At 65.3% G+C, this 23,135-nt stretch carries 22 protein-coding genes; 20 read left to right on the forward strand and 2 right to left on the reverse strand.

Annotation, left to right across the window (positions count from 1 at the left end):
* Positions 1–183 precede the first annotated feature (183 nt).
* The 6 genes from V6R86_RS05845 (at position 184) to zapE (ending at position 6,257) form a co-directional block, all read left to right on the forward strand.
* The gene (locus V6R86_RS05845; protein WP_338502838.1) at positions 184–2,841 is read left to right on the forward strand and encodes a bifunctional [glutamine synthetase] adenylyltransferase/[glutamine synthetase]-adenylyl-L-tyrosine phosphorylase; all 2,658 of its coding nucleotides are present in this window, start codon (positions 184–186) and stop codon (positions 2,839–2,841) included.
* On the forward strand, positions 2,838–3,293 hold the full coding sequence (locus V6R86_RS05850) for a peroxiredoxin (RefSeq protein WP_338502839.1): 456 nt from the start codon (positions 2,838–2,840) through the stop codon (positions 3,291–3,293). The genes V6R86_RS05845 and V6R86_RS05850 overlap by 4 nt, the downstream gene beginning before the upstream one ends.
* Before the next feature lie 25 nt (positions 3,294–3,318).
* Positions 3,319–3,780, forward strand: a complete 462-nt coding sequence (locus tag V6R86_RS05855; RefSeq protein WP_338502840.1) for an MgtC/SapB family protein — start codon at positions 3,319–3,321, stop codon at positions 3,778–3,780.
* A 71-nt stretch (positions 3,781–3,851) separates the two neighbouring features.
* Positions 3,852–4,637: a succinate dehydrogenase iron-sulfur subunit gene (locus tag V6R86_RS05860; protein WP_338502841.1), complete on the forward strand. Its 786-nt coding sequence runs from the start codon at positions 3,852–3,854 to the stop codon at positions 4,635–4,637.
* Between the two features lie 52 nt (positions 4,638–4,689).
* Positions 4,690–5,157 (forward strand): PaaI family thioesterase, encoded by a 468-nt coding sequence (locus V6R86_RS05865; protein ID WP_338502842.1) that lies wholly within the window; start codon positions 4,690–4,692, stop codon positions 5,155–5,157.
* Entirely contained in the window at positions 5,154–6,257 is a 1,104-nt protein-coding gene (gene zapE / locus V6R86_RS05870) for a cell division protein ZapE (RefSeq protein WP_338502843.1), read from the forward strand. The genes V6R86_RS05865 and zapE overlap by 4 nt, the downstream gene beginning before the upstream one ends.
* A 60-nt stretch (positions 6,258–6,317) precedes the next feature.
* Here zapE and V6R86_RS05875 read toward each other — a convergent pair whose 3' ends face one another.
* A complete protein-coding gene (locus tag V6R86_RS05875; RefSeq protein ID WP_338502844.1) occupies positions 6,318–6,692 on the reverse strand; it encodes a hypothetical protein in 375 nt (124 codons plus the stop codon).
* Between the two features lie 181 nt (positions 6,693–6,873).
* Here V6R86_RS05875 and mdh point away from each other — a divergent pair, with 181 nt between their 5' ends.
* From mdh to lpdA, 7 genes are all read left to right on the forward strand, one after another.
* Positions 6,874–7,851 (forward strand): malate dehydrogenase, encoded by a 978-nt coding sequence (mdh, locus tag V6R86_RS05880; RefSeq protein WP_338502845.1) that lies wholly within the window; start codon positions 6,874–6,876, stop codon positions 7,849–7,851.
* Positions 7,844–8,356: a hypothetical protein gene (locus tag V6R86_RS05885; RefSeq protein ID WP_338502847.1), complete on the forward strand. Its 513-nt coding sequence runs from the start codon at positions 7,844–7,846 to the stop codon at positions 8,354–8,356. Before mdh ends, V6R86_RS05885 begins: the two co-directional genes overlap by 8 nt.
* Positions 8,357–8,365: 9 nt before the next feature.
* Positions 8,366–8,920 carry a hypothetical protein gene (locus V6R86_RS05890; protein WP_338502848.1) on the forward strand — a complete coding sequence of 185 codons (555 nt, stop codon included), beginning with the start codon at positions 8,366–8,368 and terminating at the stop codon, positions 8,918–8,920.
* Positions 8,917–9,801 carry a succinate--CoA ligase subunit alpha gene (gene sucD / locus V6R86_RS05895; protein WP_338502850.1) on the forward strand — a complete coding sequence of 295 codons (885 nt, stop codon included), beginning with the start codon at positions 8,917–8,919 and terminating at the stop codon, positions 9,799–9,801. The genes V6R86_RS05890 and sucD overlap by 4 nt, the downstream gene beginning before the upstream one ends.
* Before the next feature lie 47 nt (positions 9,802–9,848).
* Positions 9,849–12,677: a 2-oxoglutarate dehydrogenase E1 component gene (locus V6R86_RS05900; RefSeq protein WP_338502851.1), complete on the forward strand. Its 2,829-nt coding sequence runs from the start codon at positions 9,849–9,851 to the stop codon at positions 12,675–12,677.
* A gap of 8 nt (positions 12,678–12,685) precedes the next feature.
* Positions 12,686–13,918, forward strand: coding sequence for a 2-oxoglutarate dehydrogenase complex dihydrolipoyllysine-residue succinyltransferase (odhB, locus tag V6R86_RS05905; protein WP_338502852.1), 1,233 nt, complete (start codon positions 12,686–12,688; stop codon positions 13,916–13,918).
* A gap of 71 nt (positions 13,919–13,989) precedes the next feature.
* Complete coding sequence (lpdA, locus tag V6R86_RS05910) at positions 13,990–15,381, forward strand: dihydrolipoyl dehydrogenase (protein ID WP_338502853.1); 1,392 nt, start codon at positions 13,990–13,992, stop codon at positions 15,379–15,381.
* A 114-nt stretch (positions 15,382–15,495) separates the two neighbouring features.
* Here the strand turns inward: lpdA and V6R86_RS05915 are convergent, their stop codons facing one another.
* Positions 15,496–16,359, reverse strand: coding sequence for a choice-of-anchor P family protein (locus tag V6R86_RS05915; protein WP_338502854.1), 864 nt, complete (start codon positions 16,357–16,359; stop codon positions 15,496–15,498).
* 591 nt (positions 16,360–16,950) lie between these two features.
* Here V6R86_RS05915 and V6R86_RS05920 point away from each other — a divergent pair.
* From V6R86_RS05920 to V6R86_RS05950, 7 genes are all read left to right on the forward strand, one after another.
* Positions 16,951–17,646, forward strand: a complete 696-nt coding sequence (locus V6R86_RS05920) for a class I SAM-dependent methyltransferase (protein ID WP_338502855.1) — start codon at positions 16,951–16,953, stop codon at positions 17,644–17,646.
* Between the two features lie 72 nt (positions 17,647–17,718).
* A complete protein-coding gene (locus V6R86_RS05925; RefSeq protein ID WP_338502856.1) occupies positions 17,719–18,399 on the forward strand; it encodes a PepSY domain-containing protein in 681 nt (226 codons plus the stop codon).
* 9 nt (positions 18,400–18,408) lie between these two features.
* A complete protein-coding gene (locus tag V6R86_RS05930) occupies positions 18,409–19,833 on the forward strand; it encodes an NAD-dependent succinate-semialdehyde dehydrogenase (RefSeq protein ID WP_338502857.1) in 1,425 nt (474 codons plus the stop codon).
* Positions 19,830–20,195 carry a DUF423 domain-containing protein gene (locus tag V6R86_RS05935; protein WP_338502858.1) on the forward strand — a complete coding sequence of 122 codons (366 nt, stop codon included), beginning with the start codon at positions 19,830–19,832 and terminating at the stop codon, positions 20,193–20,195. Before V6R86_RS05930 ends, V6R86_RS05935 begins: the two co-directional genes overlap by 4 nt.
* A gap of 62 nt (positions 20,196–20,257) precedes the next feature.
* Entirely contained in the window at positions 20,258–21,169 is a 912-nt protein-coding gene (locus V6R86_RS05940) for an alpha-L-glutamate ligase (protein ID WP_338502859.1), read from the forward strand.
* Positions 21,166–22,200 (forward strand): LLM class flavin-dependent oxidoreductase, encoded by a 1,035-nt coding sequence (locus V6R86_RS05945; RefSeq protein WP_338502860.1) that lies wholly within the window; start codon positions 21,166–21,168, stop codon positions 22,198–22,200. The genes V6R86_RS05940 and V6R86_RS05945 overlap by 4 nt, the downstream gene beginning before the upstream one ends.
* A gap of 122 nt (positions 22,201–22,322) precedes the next feature.
* A complete protein-coding gene (locus V6R86_RS05950; RefSeq protein ID WP_338502861.1) occupies positions 22,323–23,108 on the forward strand; it encodes an arginyltransferase in 786 nt (261 codons plus the stop codon).
* Positions 23,109–23,135: the final 27 nt, after the last annotated feature.

Below are 23,135 nucleotides of genomic sequence, written 5' to 3' on the forward strand. Positions count from 1 at the left end.
TAGCTCGACCCTAATGACACGTCGATCCATCTGGGCCTTCGATTCTACCGCCGCCGCCTTTAAGTCAGGTGCGGATTTCATTTGCCGTCTCAACGCAGCAACACGGCATTCGTTTCTCGTTAAGTCGACTTGCGAACGGTCCGGAGCGTGAGTGACCTTTCGGCATCAGAGCGCTTGGGGGCCGTGGCACGGGCGAAACGCTGGTCACCCTTTCTCCGCGGGCTGCTCGAGCGGCACCGCGAGCTTGCCACCATTTTCAGCGAGCAAGGCAGCGAGGCCGCGCTGGCCTTTGCCGAACGGGAGCCGGACGCTGAGGTACCGGTCGATGTCAGCCTCCGCATCGCGCGCCAGCGGCTGGCGCTGGCGACGGCGCTTGGCGATCTTTCCCGCGAATTGTCGCTGGAGGCCGTAACCGCCGCCCTGTCCGACTTTGCCGACCGGGCGATCCATGCGGCGCTGGCGCAGGCGATCAGCGAGCGGACCCCGGGTGAGCCGCCCGTTGGCCTCACCGTCCTCGCTCTCGGCAAACTTGGCAGTCGCGAGCTCAATTACAGTTCGGACGTCGATCTCATTCTGCTGTTCGATCCCGACACCTTGCCGCGCCGGGCGCGTGACGAACCGGGCGCCGCCGCGACTCGCCTTGGTCGCCGGCTGGTCGAACTGCTGCAGGAGCGAACCGCCGAGGGCTATGTCGCGCGGGTCGATCTGCGCCTTCGCCCGTCGCCCGAGGTGACGCCGATCGTCCTGCCCGTCGGCGCGGCCATTTCTTATTACGAAAGCTCGGCATTGCCGTGGGAACGGGCGGCCTTCATCCGCGCTCGCGCCGCGGCGGGCGACCGGGCGCTGGGCGAGCGATTCCTCGACGAGATCCGGCCTTTCGTGTGGCGCCGGGCACTTGATTTCGGGGCGATCGACGACATTCGCGATATCTCGCTGCGGATTCGCGATCATTATGCGCAGGGGCAGCAGTTCGGCCCTGGCTACGACCTCAAAAGGGGGCGGGGCGGGATTCGCGAGGCGGAATTCTTCACCCAGGTGCAGCAACTGGTCCACGGCGGCCGCGAGCCGGTGCTGCGCGCGCCCGCTACCCTCGACGCGCTGAAGGTCCTAGCCGAAGGCGGGCGGCTCGACGCCGACGAAGCGGAGGGAATCGCCCGCGCCTACCGGGCGCTTCGGACCGCCGAGCACCGGGTCCAGATGATCGACGACCGACAGGAGCATCGCTTGCCTTCGGGCGAGGCGCTGGAAGCGGTGGCGCGGCTTGGCGGGCAGGGGGATGCCGGGCTGTTGCTCGAGGAATTGCGCCCGCATGTCGAGACGGTGGGGCGCTCCTTCGATGGGCTCGTCCGCAGCCGCGATCGCCGTCTGTCCAACGATCCCGATCTTCTGCGGGACGAAGTGGCCGTGATGGGCTGGCCCGATCCGGTCGAGGCGGCGCGACGAATCGCTGAATGGCGTACGGGCAAGGCGCGGGCGCTTCGCTCGCCCGCCGCCCGCACCGCCTTCGAAGCCATGCTGCCGACGCTGCTGCCGCGCATCGCTGCCGCGGCCGACCCGATGCGGGCGCTCAACCGGCTGAGCGATGTCATCGATCGCCTGTCGAGCGGTCTCAATTTCTTTCGCTTGCTCGAAGCGCGGCCGCAGTTGGCAGACCTGCTGGCTTTGATCCTCGCCCAGGCCCCGGCGCTCGCCGATCAGCTGGCGCAGCGGCCGACCTTGCTCGACGGGTTGATCGACGAAAGCAGCTTGGCCGAAATTCCGGACGCCGAGACGCTCACGGCCCGCGGCATGGCGGCGGTCGCGAACGAACCCCTGGACGCGGCGCTTGACCGTATCCGCCGGCTTGTCGGCGAACGTCGCTTCGCGCTCGGCGTCCAGCTCATCACCGGCACTCGTGACCCGATCGCGCTGGCCGAAGGCTATAGCGCGATTGCCGAGGCGAGCGTTCGGGTGATTGCCGCCAAGGTCGAGCAGAGCTTTGCCGAGGCGCATGGGCGCATCGCGGGCGGCAATCTGGCAGTGATCGCGCTCGGCCGTTTCGGGGGCAAGGCACTGACCCATGCCAGCGATCTCGACCTCATTTTCCTGTTCGACGCGCCAGACGGCGCGCGGTCCGACGGGCAGCGTCCGCTAGGAGCCACGGATTATTACAACCGCCTCGCCAGCCGGATCGTCGCCGGGCTGTCGGTCCAGACCTCGGCCGGCCCCTTGTACGACGTCGACACCCGCCTTCGACCCCAAGGCGAGCAGGGGATGCTGGCGGTCAGCCTCGACGCGTTCGCAGCCTACCAGCGGACCGAGGCCTGGACGTGGGAGCATCTCGCGCTTTGCCGCGCCCGCCCGCTGGCCGGCGATCCAGCGTTCCAGGACAGGGTCGCGGGCCTGATCCGCACGATCCTTTCCGAGCCTCGCGACCCCGACAAGATCCGCCGCGATGCCGCCGCGATGCGCACCGACATCGCGCGTCACAAGCCGCCATCGGGGCCGCTCGACGTCAAGTTGGGGCCGGGCGGGCTCGTCGATCTCGAATTCACTGTGCACGTCTTGCAGCTCACCACCGGGATCGGGCTCGATCCGCGGCTCGAGCTAGCCATTGCCGCCCTGACCGACGCCGCGCTGCTCGACGCGGAGGCCGATCCCGACCTTCGCCTGCTCAGCCGCTTTCTTGTCGTCCTTCGCCTCGTCGTGTCCGGCAAGGCCGCCGATGTGCCGCCCGCCAGCCGCGCTCTCGTCGCAAGCCTGTGTGGACAGCCCGACTGGAATGCGCTGATGGCGGCCATTGACGAGGCGCGGGCGCGGATCGCGCGGCGCTGGGAGCAGACACGGGAAGGGACGGCATGATCGAACAAGGCAACAAGTCACCGGCATTGACGATGGCCACCACCGGAGGCGAGACAATCGATCTCGCCAATCCCGGCAGCAAGCTTGTCCTGTATTTCTATCCCAAGGACGACACCTCGGGCTGCACCCGCGAAGCGCAGGATTTCACCGCGCTCGCCGACGAATTCGCAGCCTCCGACACCCGCGTCGTCGGCGTCTCGCGCGACAGCGCCAAAAGTCACGACAAGTTTATCGCCAAATATGATCTGAAGGTGCCGCTGGCGGTCGATGAAGGCGCGCTCAGCGAAGCGTTCGGCACCTGGGTCGAAAAGAGCATGTACGGCCGCAAATATATGGGGATGGAGCGCGCTACCTTTCTCCTCGATGCCGACGGCACGGTTCTGCGCGCCTGGCGCAAGGTCAAGGTGCCCAATCACGCCACCGAGGTGCTGAAGGCCGCGCAGGGGAGCTAAGCGCGGGTCTGATTGTTACGGCTCCATGACAGAATTGTTCGGGACCGACCGCTTCGACCTCCTGCCGCATCTGGCGGCGCTGCTGTTGGCCTATGTGCTGGCCCTGCCGATCGGCTGGAACCGCGAAAAGGAAGAACGCTCGGCCGGGATCCGCACCTTTCCGCTGGTCGCGGTCGCCGCCTGTGGTTTTCTTCAGGCGAGCGAGGGGATCATCGGCGACAATCCCGAAGCGACCGCCCGGGTGGTCGAAGGGCTGATCACCGGCATGGGTTTCATCGGCGGCGGCGCGATCCTAAAGGTCAAGGACAGCGTGAAGGGCACCGCCACCGCCGCCAGCCTGTGGGTGACGGGCGCGATCGGCCTGTCGGTCGGGCTTGGCGCAATCGACGTCGCGGTGATGCTGACCGTGCTGGCCTTTTTCACCCTGTCGCTATTGTCGCCATTGAAAGGGATCATCGGTCGCGACCCCCCGGCGCACGACGACTGATACGGACCTAAGGGAGGACTGGCTTTTCCCCTCACGCGCGCCTATCTCGCGCCCAACGCTAGAGGATTGAAATGGCCGAGTTCACGCTTCCCGCCAACAGCAAGATTACCGGCAAGCCGCGCCGCTACAAGGCCGAAGCCGGCGCCAACCGGACCAAGGCCTTCAAGGTCTACCGCTACGATCCCGATAGCGGTGAAAACCCGCGCTACGATACGTACGAGGTCAATCTGGACGAATGCGGGCCGATGGTCCTCGATGCGCTGATCAAGATCAAGAATGAGATTGATCCGACTTTGACCTTCCGCCGGTCGTGCCGCGAAGGCATTTGTGGGTCCTGTTCGATGAACATGGACGGCAAGAACGGCCTTGCCTGCACCACCGCGATCGAGGACGTGAAGGGCGACCTTCGCATCACCCCGCTGCCGCATTGCGACGTGATCAAGGATCTCGTCCCCGATTTCAGCCATCTTTACGCCCAATATGCCTCGATCGAACCGTGGCTGAAGAGCGCCAGCCCGGCGCCGAGCGGCAAGGAGCGGCTGCAGAGCCCGGACGACCGCGAGCATCTGAACGGCCTTTACGAGTGCATCCTGTGCTTCTGCTGCTCGACCTCGTGCCCGAGCTACTGGTGGAACGGCGATCGCTTCCTTGGGCCGGCGATCCTGCTGCAGGCCTATCGCTGGCTCGCCGACAGCCGCGACGAGATGACCGGCGAGCGGCTCGACCAGCTCGAGGATCCGTATCGCCTGTATCGCTGCCACACCATCATGAACTGCGCCAACGTCTGCCCCAAGGGGCTGAACCCGGCCAAGGCGATCGCCGAAACCAAGAAGCTGATCGCCGAGCGCGCGGCGTAAGGCAGGGCATCCCCATTGCTGCGCGATGGGGAGCTTCCTAGAAGCCGCCCGCATGGACGCACCTGAAGACATCGCCAATCGCCCTTCGGGCGCGCGGGACGATCCCGATCATCCGGGCTGGTACAGCTGGATCGACCTGCCAGCGGACAGCTTTGCGGCGCAGACCGGCAAGATGATTTTCCGCCCCGATGGTCCCGGCCGGGCAGTGGTCCGCATGTTTCCTGAAGAGCGTCACCTCAACCTTGGTGGCAGCTTGCACGGTGGCATGGTGATGAGCTTCATCGACATGGCGCTGTTCGGCGGCGGCCGCTGCGCGGGGATGCGCCGAGCGCATTATGTGACGCTTGATCTCACCACCAAATTCATGGGCCGGGGCGAGGCGGGCAAGCCGCTCGACGCCCATGTCGAACTGGTGCGTCAGACCCGCAGCCTCGCCTTTCTGCAAGGTGTGGTGCGGCAGGACGGCGAGGCCTGCTACAGCTTTTCGGGGACGCTGAAAAAGCTTCGCGACGTCACGTGAGCGGAGCTGTCGCCGCTGCCTACGATCGCCTGCTTGCCGCGGCGGAACTGAAGCCCGACGCCGATCAGGCCCGTGCCGCCGCTGCGCTTGACCGACTGGGCGGCGAGCTATCCATGCGCCGTGGCTTTTTCGCCCGGCTACTCGGCCGCCGCCGCGACGTGTGCGGCGTTTACCTGTGGGGCGGGGTAGGGCGCGGCAAGTCGATGCTGATGGACCTCGCCTTCGATCATATCGAGGTGAGACCCAAACGCCGGGTTCACTTTCACGCCGTCATGCTGGAAGTTCACGAGCGGCTTCGTGCCGAGCGCGCCAAGGGACATGGCGATCCGATCCCTGCGCTGGCCGAAGCGATCGCAGAGGAAAGCCTGCTCCTCTGTTTCGACGAGATGGTGGTGAACAATCCCGCCGACGCGATGATACTGTCGCGCCTGTTTACTGCTCTGCTGGAAGAAGGGGTGGCGATCGTCACCACCTCCAACCGCCATCCGCGCGATCTCTATAAGGATGGCCTCAACCGCGAGTTGTTCCTGCCGTTCATTAAATTGCTGGAGGATCGGCTCGAGGTCATCGCGCTGGACGGGCCGACCGACTACCGGCTCGACCGGCTGCACGGCGTCGAGACCTGGCACGTGCCCAATGGCCCGAAGGCGACCGAGGCGCTGTCGACCGCCTTCTTCAAGCTCACCGATTATCCGGTCGAGGACCGCGCACATGTGCCGAGCGAGGAACTGGAGGTCGGCGGCGGACGGACGTTGCACGTCCCCAAAAGCCTGAAGGGCGTCGCGGTCTTTTCGTTCAAGCGCCTATGCGGCGAAGCCCGCGGCGCCTCGGACTATCTCGCGGTCGCCCGACGCTTTCACACCGTGATCCTGGTCGGCATCCCGGTCATGGGCCCGGAAAAACGCAACGAGGCGGCGCGCTTCGTCACGCTGATCGACGCCCTTTACGAGCATAAGGTGAAGCTGCTCGCCGCTGCCGATGCGGAGCCTGCCGCTCTTTATCCTTCAGGCACCGGCGCCTTCGAGTTTCAGCGCACTGTCAGCCGCCTCGAGGAAATGCGCAGCGCCGACTACCTCGCCGAAGGCCACGGCGCGGCCTAGCTGCGCGAAGAGAAGCGCCGCCCGGATCGCTCCGGACGGCCCCTCCAGATCTCAACAGCCTTATCGCAGGATGGCGCCGATGATCTGCTCGATGATCTGGGTCTGCGGATCGACCCCGTAGAGATTGCCCTGATCGTAGTAATAATTGTTGCGCGGATCGAGGCCGTATTGCTGGCGCACGTCGTAGGGGATCTGATCGTAGGCGTAGCGGTCGTAGCCGTAATTCTGCGCATAACGCTGCCCGATTGCCAGCTTCTTCGCCTGACCTGGCGGCAGACAGCCGTTGTTCTTCTTGGCGAGGCCCGGCGGGCAGCCATAGCTTTGGGCGTAGCCGCCGTGCTTGCCATGATTGCCGTGGCCCTTGCCGGGCTTGGCGGCGGCCGGCGCCGCGGCGAGGGCGAGCGCTGCGCCCGCGAGGATGAGTGCCTGTTTCATGCCGTTTGTCTATCGGTCCGCGGCTTAACGGTTCGTGATGGCGCCGTTCATCACTGATCGGTGTGTTTGCACCCTTCGTGCGGTTGCCCCGACGGAGCGCAGGGGCTAGAGGCCCAGACCGTTCCGGCCGTCCGTCCCGGCGGCGGCCTTCACTCGCCCATTTCCCGACGGAGACCCGCCTTTGTCCGCCACCAACGCGCCCCGCAAGAAGATCGCCCTTATCGGCGCCGGCATGATCGGCGGCACGCTCGCCCATCTCGCCGCAAAGAAGGAACTGGGCGACATCGTCCTGTTCGACATCGCCGAGGGCATGCCGCAGGGCAAGGCGCTGGACATCAGCCAGTGCGGACCGGTCGAAGGCTTCGACGCCAAGATCACGGGCACCAATGATTATGCCGACATCGGGGGCGCCGACGTCATCATCGTCACCGCCGGTGTGCCGCGCAAGCCGGGCATGAGCCGCGACGACCTGCTCGGCATCAACCTCAAGGTGATGAAGGCGGTGGGCGAGGGCATCAAGGCGCATGCGCCCGACGCCTTCGTGATCTGCATCACCAATCCGCTCGACGCGATGGTCTGGGCGCTGCGCGAATTTTCGGGTCTTCCGGCCAATAAGGTCGTCGGCATGGCCGGCGTGCTCGACTCGGCGCGTTTCGCGACCTTCCTCGCCGACGAGTTCAAGGTCAGCGTGCGTGACGTGAATGCCTTCGTTCTCGGCGGCCACGGCGACACCATGGTCCCGGTCACCAGCTACACCACCATCAGCGGCATTCCGGTCGACGATCTCGTCAAGATGGGGCGGTCGAGCAGGGAAGCGATCGACGCCATCGTCAAGCGCACCCGCGGCGGCGGCGGCGAGATCGTCGCGCTTTTGAAGACCGGCTCGGCTTATTATGCCCCGGCGACCAGCGCCATCGCCATGGCTGAAGCCTATCTCGGCGACCAGAAGCGCATCTTGCCGTGCGCGGTGAAGGTAGATGGCAAATACGGCCTCGACGGTCTGTATGTCGGCGTACCGGTGGTGATCGGTGCCGGCGGCGCCGAGGAAGTGATCGAAATCGCGCTCGACGACGAACAGAAGGCCAATCTCGACGTAAGCGTCAACGAGGTGAAGGGCCTGCTCGAAGCCTGCAAGCAGATCGAGCCGAGCCTTGCCTAAGACCCTCGTCCTTGCCCTTGCAGTCCTGCTTGGCGTTCCGGCCGGAGCGGCGGCGCAGACCGTCAATCCTCCCGAGGCGATCGTCGCTGCGGCGGCCGATTGCTGGCAGGTTGTGGGGTCGGCTGGCGTCGATACCGCCGCGCTCGAGGCCAAGGGCTGGAAGATGGGAACGCTCAAGGAGCAGAGCGGCAAGGCGGTTGCGTCGCCGCTGAAGTTCTACGGCAAGGAAAGCTCGGGCGTCGTGGTGATGGTGCTGCCCGGTTCGGGCGCCTGCACCGTCGTCTCGCGGGTCTCGGGGCTCGATGCCTATCGCCCGCTGATGGATCAGCTCCAGACCAGGCTGAAGCAGGCCGAGCCCACGCTGAAGGCCGGCCGCGCCGGCGGCAATGGCGCGGCCTTTCTCGGTGGCGGGCGGATCGCGATGATCGAACCGACCGGCACCAAGGAAGAGCCGAGCGTCCGCTACACCGTGACCGTAGAAACCGCGGCCAAGAAGGGTCGGTAGCTAAGCCTCGTGTCCGCCATCCTCCCCTTGTTTGCGCTCGCCGCGAGCCTTTCCGACCAGCCTCGGCTCGATGTCGCGCGGGTGCAAGACGTGGTTGCCGCGGTGCAAAGTTGCAGCCGGGCGGTCATGGGCAAGGCGAAGGTCGATCACGGAGCACTCGAGGCAGAGGGCTGGAAGCAAGACGCACTGCAGGGCATCGGTGTTGTCCGCCGGAAGCCCGGCAATGCGGCGATCATTCTCGCCAACAACGGCCAATCCAGCAGTTTTCCCGGCAACTTCATGCAGGAAGTCTGCTTTGTGCGCGCTCAGCTGAGTTCCTCCGACGTACCTGGCACCTTGGCGGACCAGATTACGCGCCTGATCAAGGTCCAACCCATCATCATTCGAAATAATCGCGACCAATGGTTATGGAGCGGCCCCTCGGTTTGGGTCAGCCAAGAGCCTTTCGACCCGGACGCAAACGGATTGCCCGCGACCCAGCTTGGCGTGATGCCGGCCTTTCAGGGCTGGCCACGACCCACCCCAGATGCTTCGAGCCAGAACCAGAACCAGGAGCCTAGATGAGCATTCTCGTTAACCGGAACACCAAGGTCATCACGCAGGGGATGACCGGCGAAACCGGCACCTTTCATACCGAGCAGGCGCTGGCCTATGGCACGCAGATGGTCGGCGGCGTGACCCCGGGCAAGGGCGGCACGACCCACATCGGCCTGCCGGTGTTCGACACGGTCGAGGAAGCGGTCGCCAAGACCGGCGCCGACGCTTCGGTCATCTACGTCCCGCCGCCCTTCGCGGCCGATTCGATCCTCGAGGCGATCGACGCCAAGGTGCCGCTGATCGTCTGCATCACCGAAGGCATTCCGGTGCTCGACATGGTCAAGGTGAAGCGCGCCCTCGATGGCTCGTCCTCACGCCTGATCGGGCCGAACTGCCCGGGCGTCCTGACGCCCGACGAGTGCAAGATCGGCATCATGCCGGGCAACATCTTCAAGAAAGGCAGCGTCGGCGTGGTCTCGCGCTCGGGCACGCTGACCTATGAAGCGGTGTTCCAGACCTCGAACGAGGGCCTCGGCCAGACCACCGCGGTCGGCATCGGCGGCGATCCGGTCAAGGGCACCGAGTTCATCGACATGCTCGAGATGTTCTTGGCGGACGACGAGACCAAGTCGATCATCATGATCGGCGAGATCGGCGGCAGCGCCGAAGAAGAAGCCGCGCAGTTCCTCGCCGACGAGGCCAAGCGCGGCCGCAAGAAGCCGACCGTCGGCTTTATCGCCGGCCGTACCGCGCCTCCGGGCCGCCGCATGGGCCATGCCGGCGCGATCGTGTCGGGCGGCAAGGGCGACGCGGAATCCAAGATCGCCGCGATGGAAGCCGCTGGCATTCGCGTGTCCCCAAGCCCATCTGAGCTTGGCCGCACCCTGAAGGAACTGCTGAACGGCTGAGGCCGATCTCGGGCCCCGGGTCTTTCGCCGGGGGACAAGAGGATAGAATGACCGACCTGTACGAGACCGAGCAACGACCAAGCTGGCAGCGGCCTAACTGGCCGGTGGCAACGTTGGACGCCATCAACCTCGGTCTCGATCCGACCGAGGCGACGCTGGAACAGGTCGCTGCCAAGGCCAAGGACAAGGCGGCGGCGTCGGGCGCGTCGGAGGCCGAGGTGCGGCGCGCGGCGGAGAACAGCATCCGCGCGATGATGCTGATCCGCACCTATCGGGTGCGCGGTCACCTCGCCGCCGACCTCGATCCGCTCGGCCTCGCCAAGCGCGACCTACCGGCCGACCTGACGCCCGAATATCACGGTTTTACCGCCGCCGATCTCGACCGCCCGATCTTTATCGGCGGCAATCTTGGGCTTGAGACCGCGACCGTGCGCGAGATCGTGGCGATCCTGCGCGCCAATTACTGTGGCAAGATCGGCCTTGAATATATGCACATCAACGATCTGGGGGAGCGCCGCTTTCTCCAGGATCGGATCGAGGGCCGCGACAAGGGCGCTAGCTTCACCGCCGAGGGCAAGCAGGCGATCCTCGAAAAGGTGATCCACGGCGAGCAGTGGGAAAAATTCCTCGCCCGCAAATATGTCGGGACCAAGCGCTTCGGCCTCGATGGCGGTGAAAGCATGATCCCGGCGCTAGAAGCCGTGATCAAATATGGCGGGCAGGCGGGCGTCGAGGAAATCGTCGTCGGCATGGCCCACCGCGGGCGCTTGAACGTCCTCGTCAACGTCATGGGCAAGCCCTACCGCGCGATCTTCAGCGAGTTCGCCGGCGGCAGCGCCAACCCCGAAGACGTCGGCGGATCGGGCGACGTCAAATATCACCTCGGCACCTCGTCGGACCGTGAGTTCGACGGCACCAAGGTCCACCTCTCGCTGCAAGCCAACCCGTCGCACCTCGAGGCGGTGAATCCTGTCGTGCTGGGCAAGGCGCGCGCGGTTCAGGTGATCAAGGGTGATGAGGAAGGCGACAAGGTCCTGCCGATCCTCCTCCACGGCGACGCGGCCTTCGCCGGCCAAGGCATCGTCTGGGAGTGCCTCAGCTTCTCGGGCCTGCCCGGCTACGGCATCGGCGGCTGCATCCACTTCGTGATCAACAATCAGGTCGGCTTCACCACCAGCCCGCAGTTCGCGCGTAGCTCGCCCTATCCGAGCGATGTTGCGAAGGGCATCCAGGCGCCGATCCTGCACGTCAACGGCGACGATCCCGAAGCCGTGACCTTTGCCTGCAAGCTCGCGACCGAGTTCCGGCAGGAGTTCAATCGCGACATCGTGATCGACATGTGGTGCTATCGCCGCTTCGGGCACAACGAGGGCGACGAGCCGAGCTTCACCCAGCCGCTGATGTACGATGCCATTCGCAAGCATCTGCCGGTCAGCAAGCAATATGGCGATCGCCTGATCGCCGAGGGCGTGGTCGATCAGGCCTGGATCGACGGCAGGACCGGTGATTTCGTCGCGCATCTCGAGGCCGAGTTCGAGGCGGGCGCAAGCTATCTTCCCAACAAGGCCGACTGGTTCGAGGGCCGCTGGGCAGGGCTGAAGCGTCCCGACGAAGGCGTAGAAGGCCGCCGCAACACCGGCACCGCCGTCCCCGAGGACGAGGTTCGCCAGGTCGGCGAGGCGCTGACCCGAGTCCCGGGCGACCTTACGATTCACAAGACGCTCGGCCGCATCATCGACGCCAAGAAGGCGATGTTCGCCAGCGGCGCCGGCTTCGACTGGGCGACAGCCGAAGCGCTCGCGTTCGGCACGTTGATCGCGGAAGGCCACAACGTCCGCCTGTCGGGTCAGGACAGTGGCCGCGGTACCTTCAGCCAGCGCCACGCGGTGTGGACCGACCAAAAGGACGGCCACAAGTTCATCCCCCTGACGACCATCGAGGGTGGCCGCTTCGAGGTCCGCGACAGTCCGCTGAGCGAGTTCGGCGTGCTCGGCTTCGAATATGGCTACAGCCTTGCCGACCCGCGTACACTGGTACTGTGGGAAGCGCAGTTCGGCGATTTCGCCAATGGCGCGCAGGTCATCATGGACCAGTTCATCGCCAGCGGCGAAGCCAAGTGGCTGCGCGCCAGCGGGCTGGTCCTGCTGCTGCCGCACGGGTTCGAGGGCCAAGGGCCGGAGCATAGCTCGGCGCGTCTGGAGCGCTATCTTCAGCTGTGCGCCGAGGACAATCTCCAGGTCGCCAATGTCACCACGCCGGCCAATTATTTCCACCTGCTGCGCCGCCAGCTGCTGCGCGACTTCCGCAAGCCGCTAGTGATCATGACGCCCAAGTCGCTGCTGCGGCACAAGTCGGCGGTGTCTCAGATCGCCGACTTCTCGGGCGAAAGCCATTTCAAGCGCATCCTGTCGGACCTCAATGCGCCCGCCGAGGGGCGCACCCGCCGCCTCGTCCTGTGTTCGGGCAAGGTCGCCTACGAACTGATGGAAGCGCGCGACGAGGCCGGGCTCGACGACGTCGAGATCCTGCGCATCGAACAGCTCTATCCCTTTCCGTCGGAGCCCCTGGTCAAGCGCCTTGCCGCCATGCCGGACCTTCAGGAAGTGGTGTGGTGCCAGGAAGAACCGCGCAACAACGGCAGCTGGTTCTTTGTTGAAAGCTATCTCGAGGATGCCTTGCGCGACGCGGGCAAGAGCTTCCGTCCGGTCTATGCCGGGCGCACCGCTTCGGCTTCGCCGGCGACCGGCCTTGCCAAGCGCCACCTCGCCGAACAAACCGCCCTCATTGCCGCTGCGCTCGGCACCGGGGCCTCGACCAAGGCCGCTTCCGACGCGGCGAAAGATACTGTCCGGCAAGCCGGCAAAGCGAACGCTTGAGGGGAATAATGGGCACGGAAGTCAAAGTCCCGGCACTGGGCGAAAGCATCACCGAAGCGACGCTTGGCGCCTGGCTGAAGAAGCCGGGTGACGCGGTGGCGGTGGACGAACCGGTGGCTAGCCTCGAGACCGACAAGGTGTCGGTCGACGTTCCTTCGCCCGTCGCGGGCGTGTTCGGCGAAGCGATGGTGGCCGAAGGCGACACGGTGAATGTCGGCGCGGTAATCGCGACCATCGGCGAAGGCAGCGGCGCTGCGGCTGCTTCGGCGGCCCAGGCGCCCGAGCCGACCATCCCGGCGCCGGCCGCAGCCAAGGGCGGCGATATCAGCGACGAGCAGGCCCAGGCGCTGCGCCTGTCGCCGTCGGTTCGCCGGGCGGTGCAGGAAAGCGGAGTCGATCCGGCTGGCCTGACCGGATCCGGCAAGGACGGCCGCCTGACCAAGGAAGACGTCGCCAAGGCCAAGAGCAGTCCGGCGCCAGCCGCCGCTGCCCCGGCCGCCGCTCCGGCGCAGGCATCGACGCCAGCCGCTCCCAAGGGTGAGCGCGGCGAGGAGCGGGTCAAGATGACCCGCCTGCGCCAGACCATCGCCACCCGCCTCAAGGACGCGCAGAACACTGCCGCGCTGCTGACGACGTTCAACGACGTCGACATGACCGAAGTGATCGCGGCGCGCACCCGCTACAAGGATCTGTTCGAGAAGAAGCACGGCATCCGCCTCGGCTTCATGGGCTTCTTCACCAAGGCCGTGGCGCTCGCCGCGCGCGACGTTCCGGCGGTCAACGCCCGGATCGAAGGCGACGAGATCGTCTATCACAACTATCTCGACGTCTCGGTCGCGGTGTCCGCGCCCAAGGGCCTCGTAGTGCCGGTGGTCCGCTCCGCCGACCAGATGAGCTTCGCCGAGATCGAACAGGCGATCGCCGGCTTCGGCAAGAAGGCCAAGGACGGCACGCTCACCGCCGACGACATGAAGGGGGGCACCTTCACCATCTCGAACGGCGGCGTGTTCGGATCGCTGCTGTCGACCCCGATCATCAATCCGCCGCAGAGCGCGGTGCTCGGTCTCCACCGGATCGAGGAACGCCCGGTGGTCAAGGACGGTCAGATCGTCGCCCGCCCGATGATGTATGTCGCGCTGTCGTACGACCACCGCCTGATCGACGGCCGCGAGGCGGTCACTTTCCTCGTCCGCGTCAAGGAAGCGATCGAGGATCCGACTCGCCTGCTGATCGACCTGTAAGCGTCGTTTCGGGCGAGCGAACACCTATATACGTGAAGGTCCTGGCCCCCGCCCAGGACGACGAGGATGATATGGCTGACTACGATTATGACGTTCTGGTGATCGGCGCCGGGCCCGGCGGCTATGTCGCGGCGATCCGCGCCGCGCAGCTCGGGCTCAAGACCGCCTGCGCCGAAAGCCGCGAGACGCTCGGTGGCACCTGCCTCAACGTCGGCTGCATCCCGTCAAAGGCCTTGCTCCACGCGTCCGAGCTGTTCGAAGAAGCCGCGCACGGCCACATGGCCAAATGGGGCATCACCGGCCAGTTCAACATCGATATCCCGACCATGCAGAAGGGTCGGGTCGAGGCGGTCGAGGGACTGACCAAGGGGATCGAGTTCCTGTTCAAGAAGAACAAGGTCACTTGGCTCAAGGGCCGCGCCAGCTTCACCGGCGCCGACACGGTCGAGGTCGCCGGGCAGACGGTGCGTGCGAAGAACATCGTGATCGCCACCGGCTCGTCGGTCACCCCGCTACCGGGCGTCGCGGTCGACCAGGAGCGGATCGTCGATTCGACCGGCGCGCTCGAGCTGGCGGAAGTCCCGAGCCACCTCGTCGTCATCGGCGGCGGCGTCATCGGGCTTGAACTCGGCAGCGTGTGGCGCCGCCTTGGCGCGCAGGTGACGGTGGTCGAGTATCTCGATCAGATCCTGCCCGGCATGGACGAGGAAATCCGCAAGGAATCGAACAAGATCTTCAAGAAGCAGGGCTTCCAGTACAAGCTCGGCACCAAGGTCACCGGCGTCCAGCGCAATGGTGACAGCGTCACCGTGACCGTCGAGCCCGCCAAGGGCGGCGCGGCGGAGACGATCGAGGCCAGCCACGTGCTCGTCTCCATCGGCCGCCGTCCCAACACCGACGGCCTGAACCTCGAAGCCGCTGGCCTCGTGCTTAACGCCAAGGGCCAGGTCGACACCGACCACAGCTTCCGCACCTCGGTGCCGGGTGTGTGGGCGATCGGCGACGTGATCCCCGGCCCGATGCTCGCCCACAAGGCCGAGGACGAGGGCATTGCGGTCGCGGAGAACATCGCCGGCCTGACCGGCATCGTGAACCACAACATCATCCCGTCGGTGGTCTACACCACCCCCGAAATCGCCGGCGTCGGCCTCACCGAAGAGCAGGCCAATGCGGGCGGCGAGATCAAGGTCGGCAAGTTCCCGATGATGGCCAACAGCCGCGCCAAGACCAACGGCGAGCCTGACGGGCTGGTCAAGGTCATTGCCGACGCCAAGACCGACCGCGTGCTCGGCGTGTGGATGATCAACAATCTTGCCGGCACCATGATCGCGCAGGCCGCCCAGGCGATGGAATTCGGCGCCACGTCCGAAGACATCGCCTACACCTGTCACGCTCACCCGACCCACGCCGAAGCCTTCAAGGAAGCGGCGATGGCGGTGACGGGCAAGCCGATCCACATCTAGGACTATTGCTCGGCGGCCTTCGATGGCCGTCGAGCATAACAAGATCACCCGGTAGCATGGGCTACCGGGTGATCTTGTCAGGTGCGACCCGGGGAACGGAGGTCGACCTGTTGGTCAGGCCATCTGCAAGGCCGGTGTCGACGAGCGCCGGCGACGCATGGCGAAGCCGATCGCACCGAAGCCGAGGAGCATCATGGCCCAAGTGCTGGGTTCGGGCACGGCCGCTGCGACACCGGCGGTCACCGACGCGCGGGACTGGCCGACGATGAGGTCGCCGTTGAGCAGCCCCGTGCCGAGCGCGAAGTTGTTGAAGCTGACGCGAATGGCGTTGGTGGTGATACCAAGGCTGCTGGTCCCGTCGCCGCTGAGGATCTGTTCGTTGAGGATGACCGACAAGCCGGCAAGGTTGAGCAGGATGGTGTTGGGATCGGGGTTGGCGAACAGCGCCGTGTTGATGTTGAGGGCCGACACCAGTGATCCGCCGATGACGAGCCCTTCGATCGTGGTCGTGCCGCTGGCTGTGAGACCACCGAGCGACGATGCCGTCGACTGCGACTGAATGGTGGTCGCCCCGATGCTCAGCAGGCTGGCGAGCCGAGGATCGGAGATAAGCGACGATCCCACCCCAACCGCGAGACTGTTGATCGTCGCGGTCCCGGTCGCGCCGATCGATGTTCCGGTGGCATTCGAGGTGAGCAGGCCTGTCTGAACCCGCTCGGTCACGCCGAGAATGCCGCTGGTCAATGTCGTCGACTGATTGACCGAGGCAACCGAATTGGAGGTATTGTAGCTCGGCGGGGCGGTGCCGCTCGAGGCCGCGACCGGCGCGATATTGACGGTCGCGGTCACCACGTCGCCGACACGAACCGTCTCGTTCGCGCTAAGTGCGTAGCCCGAACTCGACGCTGTCTGTGCCAGCGCGGGGGTTGTCGCCAAGCTGAGGCCAAGTGTCGCGACGAAGAACAAAGCTTTTCGCATAACTGTCTCCTGTTGCTTGATGCGGTCGGATCGTTTCGCGAACCACTCCCACATCGAATTCAAAAGCGATTCGGCAACAAGAGACTATGACAATGATCAACGCGCGAAAGGCGGCTCTCCGTGTGTGTCAGAATATGTGACAGCAGATAGGCAAACGGAACATTGGTCCAATTTGGATGCAACTGTTTTCTCATCTTCACGTAGTCGGACCCCGGATATTCATCGCCTATGTAATAAGCAGCGAAATTCGTTCGAAAATTTCTGGAGCCTATCGTTTGACGGCGGATTTGCACCGGTTTGTACTTGACCGGTATCCGCCTCCATAATGTCTCGATTATCCCGCCGTTTTTGGTGGCCATTCTAACTCGCTTGTCGAGATCAGATGGCGAGTCGAATTCATTGATATGCCCCCCATGCAACGTCTTCAGATTTCCGTCCGCCAGCGCAGGCAGAGAATGTCCGGCTGAAAGTTCGGTAAGCGATAGCGGAAAAGCATTAAGGCGATCCCTGCCTACTTGCCGTCGACCAGCATATTGAAGCAGGCTGCGTCCTATCAGGGCGCAGGTTCGTCCGAGTGTTGGGGGCGTTAAGATGACCGAAGGGCATGCGACTGTTCGTGACACCCGCAAAGGCACCGGTGCGGGCGGAGCTTTTGACTTTGATTACTACCACGCCAGCGTCCGGCACGACGTCCTGCCGCTAATACCCGAGCATTGCGGGCGAGTGCTTGATGTCGGTGGCGGTGTCGGTGCTACTGGCGGGTTCCTAAAACAGCGGGGCAGGGCGACGACGGTTGTCGTGGCGGATCTGTGCGGCGGTGCTCCGGCGCCAGGCGTCGAGCGCATCGTTGCGGCCGACCTCAACGATGCCGCAGCGCTTCAGGCATTGGGCGACCACGGCCCGTTCGACACCATACTTTGTCTCGACGTGCTCGAACATCTCTACGATCCGTGGGACGCGATCAGCCAGCTTCAGGAACTGCTTGCTCCCGGCGGCTGCATTGTCGCAAGCATACCTAACGTCAATTACGTCGGTCTTCTTGCGCCTTTGGTAGTCAGGGGTCGCTTCGAATACCAGGAAACCGGAATCCTCGACCGGACCCATATTCGATGGTTCACCAGACAAAGCGCCGAGGCGCTGATTAGGCGTGGACGCCTGCATATTGAAGAGAGTGTCGCCCGCGTGCCGGACGGAAAGGCAAAGACCCTTGATCGCCTTACCGCGGGTACTCTGCGACGCTTTTTCGCGCTTCAGCAGATCATTCGGTCGCGCAAGCGAGCCGACTGACTGCTTTCCCGTCGGTAGGCATTTGAACTTTAGGAACTGGCCTCCCCGCCAAATCCCTTTATCTCCGCCGACATGAAAGTTCGCTCCACCCTTCGCCGTTGGCATGTCTGGCTTGGCTGGCTGGTTGGCGTGCCGTTGCTGTTCTGGGCGTTGTCGGGCCTGATCATGGTGTGGAAGCCGATCGAGGAGGTGCGCGGCGCCGAGCTGCTGGCGGCGCCGGCGCCGGTGGTGCTGACATCGCCGGCCATCCTTCCCTCAATTGTCGCCGGTCTGCCGCTGGCCAAGGTCAGCCTGGAGCAGCGGGCTGCCGGCCCGCGGTGGGTGATCGAGGTGAGGAACGGTCCGACTCGGCTCGCCGACCCCGTCACCGGGCGCTTGCTGCCGTCGCTGAGCGCAGCCGATGCGGCGGCGGAGGTCGGCGCGCGGTTGCGGGGCGACGCGCGGATCGAGGCGGTTCGCCGCACCGATGCCGGAAGTCCGCCGCTCGAGCTTCGCCGTCCGGTTGCCACCTGGCAGGTCGACCTGTCGGACGGCACCCATGTCTTCGTCGCCGCCGACAGCGGGGCGATCGTCGCGACGCGAACCCGCTGGTGGCGCTTCTACGACTGGATGTGGGGGCTTCACATCATGGATCTGGGCGGCCGCGAGGACATGCACCACCCGACCCTCATCGCGTTTGCCGCGATCAGCCTGGTAACCGTTCTGCTCGCCCTCGTTTTGCTGCCGCTTTCAATCAAGCGCCGCCGCTCCTAGATCGGCGGCATGGGATATGAGACCGAGCTGAAGCTCTTCATCGACGGCGCGTGGCGCCAGGGCGAGGGCGACGCGTCGCCCGTGATCAATCCGGCGAGCGGCGACACGATCGCCGAACTGCGCCTCGCCAGCACCGCCAACCTCGACGAAGCGTTGGCGGCGGCCGAGCGGGCGTGGCCCGCATGGCGCGCCCTCGATGTCGAAAAGCGCGGTGCGATCCTGCGCAAAGCCGCCAGCCTCCTGCGCGAGCGCGCCGAGGAAATCGGCCGCTTGCTGACCCAGGAGCAGGGCAAGCCGCTGGCCGAAGCGATCGGCGAGGTGATGGGCTCCGCCGGCATGTTCGATTATTTCGCCGAAGAAGCGAAGCGCGCGGGCGGCCGCGTCCTCGTTCGCCCCACCGGCCAGCGCTCGATCGTCATTCCGCAGCCAGTCGGCCCGACCGCCACCTTCACCCCGTGGAATTTTCCGATCTATCTGCTCGCCAAAAAGGTCGCCGCGGCGCTGGCGGCGGGCTGCACGGTCATTTCCAAACCGCCTGAGGAAACGCCCGGCTGCACCGGTGCGCTGGCCAAGGCGCTCGACGATGCCGGTATTCCCAAGGGCGTGTTCCAGCTGGTCCACGGCGTGCCCGACGCCGTGTCGCGTCAGCTGATCGGCAGCCCGGTCATCCGCAAGATCAGCTTCACCGGATCGACCGGGGTTGGCAAGCATCTTATGAAGCTCGCCGCCGATGGCATGAAGCGGATCACGATGGAGCTGGGCGGCCACGCGCCGGTGCTGGTGTTCGACGATTGCGATCTCGACAAGACACTCGACATGCTGGTCCCGCAGAAATTCAGGAATGCAGGCCAGGTGTGCGTTTCGCCGACCCGCTTCTTCGTCCAGGAAGGCATCTACGACGCCTTCGCCAAGGGCTTCGCGGCGCGCACGCAGCAAGTGAAGATCGGCAACGGCCTTGACGCCGACACCAGGATGGGGCCGCTCGCCAACCAGCGGCGGTTGCCGGCGATCGCGGGCCTCGTCGAGGATGCCAAGGCCAAGGGCGCGCGGTTGCTGGCGGGTGGTGAGCCAGGTGACGGCGGCTTCTTCTTTCAACCGACCGTGCTGGCGGATGTGCCGGACGAGGCCGACGCCATGAACGTCGAACCGTTCGGCCCGGTCGCGCTGATGCGGTCGTTCGCGACCGAGGACGAAGCGCTGCATCAGGCCAATCGCCTGCCCTACGGCCTCGCCTCGTTCGTCTTCACCGAAAACGGCCGCCGCGCCAATCGGCTTGGCGACGCGCTGGAAAGCGGGATGGTCGGCATCAACACCTTCGCCATTTCGGTCGCCGACGCGCCGTTCGGTGGGGTCAAGGAAAGCGGATCCGGCAGCGAGGGCGGCGCGGAAGGCCTCGCCAGCTATCAGGTGACCAAGGCCATTCATCAGGCGTGAGCGGGCAGGGGCGCTTGGTCGCGGTGGGCGCCTGCTTCGTAGCGGTGGCGGTTGGCTTCGGCGCGTTCGGCGCTCATGCGCTGCAAGGCCGACTCGACGCCGAGGCGATGGGCTGGTGGCAAACGGCGGTGACCTATCTCCTGCCGCACGCCGTGGCCGTGGTCGCGCTTGGTCTGTCCCGTCGTCCTCGCCTCGCCTTGCCCGCTTGGCTGATGGCAGGAGGTGCCGCGCTGTTCGCCGCAACCTTGTTCGCCATGGCGCTCGGTGCGCCAAGGTGGCTCGGGGCGATCACGCCACTTGGCGGGGCAGCAATGATGGCTGGCTGGCTGCTGCTTGCGTGGCGGGGGTTGCGGGAGGAGTGAGCCCGCCCTAACTCCCGCTTGCCCACGTGCTCGGGCCCACGCACTTCACCCGAAGGAAGCGAATGCCCGAGCTTGCCATCCTGTTTGAACATCCCGCCTGGTTCGAGCCGCTGTTTGCGGCCGTGGACCGTGGCGGCATCGATTACGCTGCTATCAAGGTTGGCGATCACAGCTTCGACCCAGCATCCTCGCCGCCGCCTGCGCCGGTCATCTTCAACCGTGTCGCCATGTCGAGCTTCCTGCGCGAGCCCGAGCATCCCTTGTTCTACACCATGGCGTTGCTCGACCACTGGCGCGGGCGGGGCGTGACAGTGTTGAATGGCCCTGAGGTTATGGCGATCGACAGCAGCAAGGCGCGGCAATTGTCGCTGCTGCACCGCCTCGACCTCCATGCCCCGCGCACCCGCGTCGTCCATCGTGCCGCCGACCTCGCCACGGCGGCCGAGGCGATCGGCTTTCCGCTTCTGGTAAAGGCGAACATCGGCGGTTCCGGTGCCGGGATTATGCGCTTCGACAGCGCGGCGGAGCTTGCCGCCGTGGTGGCTGCGGGCGACCATCCGCGATCGGTCGATCAGGTGCTGCTGGTGCAGGAAGCGGTGCCGGCGCGTGACGGCATGATCTGGCGGCTCGAAACCCTCGGCGGCAGATTTCTGTACGCGCTGGAAATCGCCGGCGCGGGGCAGTTCGATTTGTGTCCGGCGGATGCCTGCGGCGACGAGCGCGGGCCGATCGCCATGCGCGCGTTCGATCCCCCCGCCGCGATCGCCGCCGCCGCCGAGCGCGTCGCGCAGGCGATGGAGATGGATGTCGGCGGGATCGAGGTCATGATCGACGACCGCGACGGGTCGGCCAAATTCTACGACATCAACGCGCTGTCCAACTTTGTCGCGCGGCCGGTCGAGGTGCTCGGCTACGATCCGCACGACCGGCTGGTGGACTGGCTCAAGCAACGAATTGTGGAGGCACGGGCATGAGGTTCGGATATTGGATGCCCGTGTTCGGCGGGTGGCTTCGCAACGATCCCGATGAAGGGCCGCCGGCAAACTGGGAGGCGGTACGCGATCTGACCCTGCGCTCGGAAGAGACTGGTTGGGACCTGACCCTGATCGCAGAGCTGTTCCTCAACGACATCAAGGGGGTCGAGCAGCCCGCGCTCGACGCCTGGAGCACCGCCGCCGCGCTTGCCGCCGTGACATCGAGCATCGAGCTGATGGTCGCGGTGCGGCCCAACTTCCATCATCCGGCGCTGCTGGCCAAGCAGGCGGCGAACATCGATCGGATCAGCGGCGGGCGGCTCGCGCTCAATGTCGTGTCGAGCTGGTGGAAGGAGGAAGCCGAGCAATATGGCCTCGCCTTCGACCAGCATGACGATCGCTATGCCCGCACGGCCGAGTGGCTGACCGTGGTCGACGGCTTGTGGCGCGAGGAAAGGTTCAGCCACGAGGGCGAGCGCTACCGGCTCAAGGACGCCATCGTCTCGCCCAAGCCGGTGCGGCGACCGATCGTCTATGCCGGCGGCGAGAGCGACGCTGCCAAGTCGCTGATCGCGCGGCAGTGCGATGCCTACGTGATGCATGGCGATCCGGTCGAGGCGATCGCGGCCAAGATTGGCGACATGAAGCGCCGGCGCGGCGAGGCGGACGGTGCGCCGATGCCATTCGGCATGGCCGCTTATGCGATCGTTCGCGACAGCGAAGCCGAGGCGCAGCGCGAGCTCGAACGGATCACCGCCATGCCAGCCACACCGCCGCCCGGCTTCGCCAATTTCGACCAGTGGCTCTCGGGCACGGAGCTCGAGCGGACGCTGAAGCTGCAGGAGTATAGCGTTTCCAATCGCGGCCTGCGCCCGAACCTCGTCGGGACGTCCGAGCAGATCGCCGATCGGATTCGCGCTTATGAAGCCGTGGGCCTTGATCTGCTGCTGCTTCAGATGAGCCCGCAGGCCGAGGAAATGGACCGATTTGCAGCCACCGTGATGGCGCCGATGCGGACCGGGAAGCTTTAGGCCTGACCCGAAGCGGTACAGTCTTTGGGCTTAACCATTTTCTGGACGGAGCGGGGTCTTTGCAGGGGCGTTGGTGGGGCGCATAAACACTTCGGTAACCATTCAGATCTTGCAGGCCCCGCTTGACCGCTCCGTTCCGCTTTCCGAAATTCTTCGTCACCTCGCCGGCGCCTTGTCCGTATCTTCCGGGCAAGATCGAGCGGAAGGTGTTCACGGAATTATCGGGGCATCATGCCGGTGAGTTGAACGAGGCGCTGGGCCGAATCGGGTTCCGCCGCTCGCAATCGGTCGCTTATCGGCCGAGCTGCATCGACTGCCAGGCCTGCGTGTCGGTCCGTGTCGCGGCAAGTGAGTTCGCGCCGACCGCCACCCAGCGCAAGCTGATGAAGCGCCACGCCGATCTCGAAGTCACGGCGTGCAAGCCGTGGACCACCGAGGAACAGTTCGATCTCCTCCGCCGCTATCTTGCCGTGCGTCATCCCGGCGGCGGAATGGCCGAGATGGACGACAACGACTTTGCCGACATGGTCGAGCAGACCCCGGTCCGCACCTATGTCGTCGAATATCGCGAGCCGTCGGTCGATGGCCGTCCGGGCAAGCTCGTCGGCGCCTGCCTCAGCGATCAGCAGAGCGACGGGCTGAGCATGATTTACAGCTTCTTCGATCCCAGTCTGGCCGATCGTAAGGGTTTGGGCACCTTTATCATCCTAGACCATATCCAACGGGCGGCGCGTGCAGGTCTGCCCTATGTGTACCTCGGCTATTGGGTCGAGGGGTCGGAGCGGATGGCCTACAAAGCTAAGTTCCGGCCGATGGAGCGGCTTGGACGCGACGGTTGGAAGCGGTTCGAGCCAGGTGAAATGCCCCCTGCATCCGGCATGCGGGGAACGGGTTTGCGGAAGGTCTGAGGGCCTGTGGCGTGACTGCCACTGGTC

It is taken from the genome of Sphingomonas kaistensis, assembly GCF_036884275.1.
In the GTDB taxonomy this organism is placed as follows: domain Bacteria; phylum Pseudomonadota; class Alphaproteobacteria; order Sphingomonadales; family Sphingomonadaceae; genus Sphingomicrobium; species Sphingomicrobium kaistense_A.

Bases quoted from the DNA above. Each gene is read 5' to 3' on its own strand.
- sucD (WP_338502850.1), top strand. From the start codon at position 8,917: ATGAGCATTCTCGTTAACCGGAACACCAAGGTCATCACGCAGGGGATG.
- V6R86_RS05925 (WP_338502856.1), top strand. From the start codon at position 17,719: ATGAAAGTTCGCTCCACCCTTCGCCGTTGGCATGTCTGGCTTGGCTGG.
- V6R86_RS05940 (WP_338502859.1), top strand. From the start codon at position 20,258: ATGCCCGAGCTTGCCATCCTGTTTGAACATCCCGCCTGGTTCGAGCCG.
- V6R86_RS05850 (WP_338502839.1), top strand. From the start codon at position 2,838: ATGATCGAACAAGGCAACAAGTCACCGGCATTGACGATGGCCACCACC.
- V6R86_RS05865 (WP_338502842.1), top strand. From the start codon at position 4,690: ATGGACGCACCTGAAGACATCGCCAATCGCCCTTCGGGCGCGCGGGAC.
- lpdA (WP_338502853.1), top strand. From the start codon at position 13,990: ATGGCTGACTACGATTATGACGTTCTGGTGATCGGCGCCGGGCCCGGC.
- V6R86_RS05855 (WP_338502840.1), top strand. From the start codon at position 3,319: ATGACAGAATTGTTCGGGACCGACCGCTTCGACCTCCTGCCGCATCTG.
- V6R86_RS05915 (WP_338502854.1), bottom strand. From the start codon at position 16,359: ATGCGAAAAGCTTTGTTCTTCGTCGCGACACTTGGCCTCAGCTTGGCG.
- V6R86_RS05920 (WP_338502855.1), top strand. From the start codon at position 16,951: ATGACCGAAGGGCATGCGACTGTTCGTGACACCCGCAAAGGCACCGGT.
- V6R86_RS05930 (WP_338502857.1), top strand. From the start codon at position 18,409: ATGGGATATGAGACCGAGCTGAAGCTCTTCATCGACGGCGCGTGGCGC.
- V6R86_RS05900 (WP_338502851.1), top strand. From the start codon at position 9,849: ATGACCGACCTGTACGAGACCGAGCAACGACCAAGCTGGCAGCGGCCT.
- V6R86_RS05860 (WP_338502841.1), top strand. From the start codon at position 3,852: ATGGCCGAGTTCACGCTTCCCGCCAACAGCAAGATTACCGGCAAGCCG.
- odhB (WP_338502852.1), top strand. From the start codon at position 12,686: ATGGGCACGGAAGTCAAAGTCCCGGCACTGGGCGAAAGCATCACCGAA.
- V6R86_RS05875 (WP_338502844.1), bottom strand. From the start codon at position 6,692: ATGAAACAGGCACTCATCCTCGCGGGCGCAGCGCTCGCCCTCGCCGCG.
- V6R86_RS05945 (WP_338502860.1), top strand. From the start codon at position 21,166: ATGAGGTTCGGATATTGGATGCCCGTGTTCGGCGGGTGGCTTCGCAAC.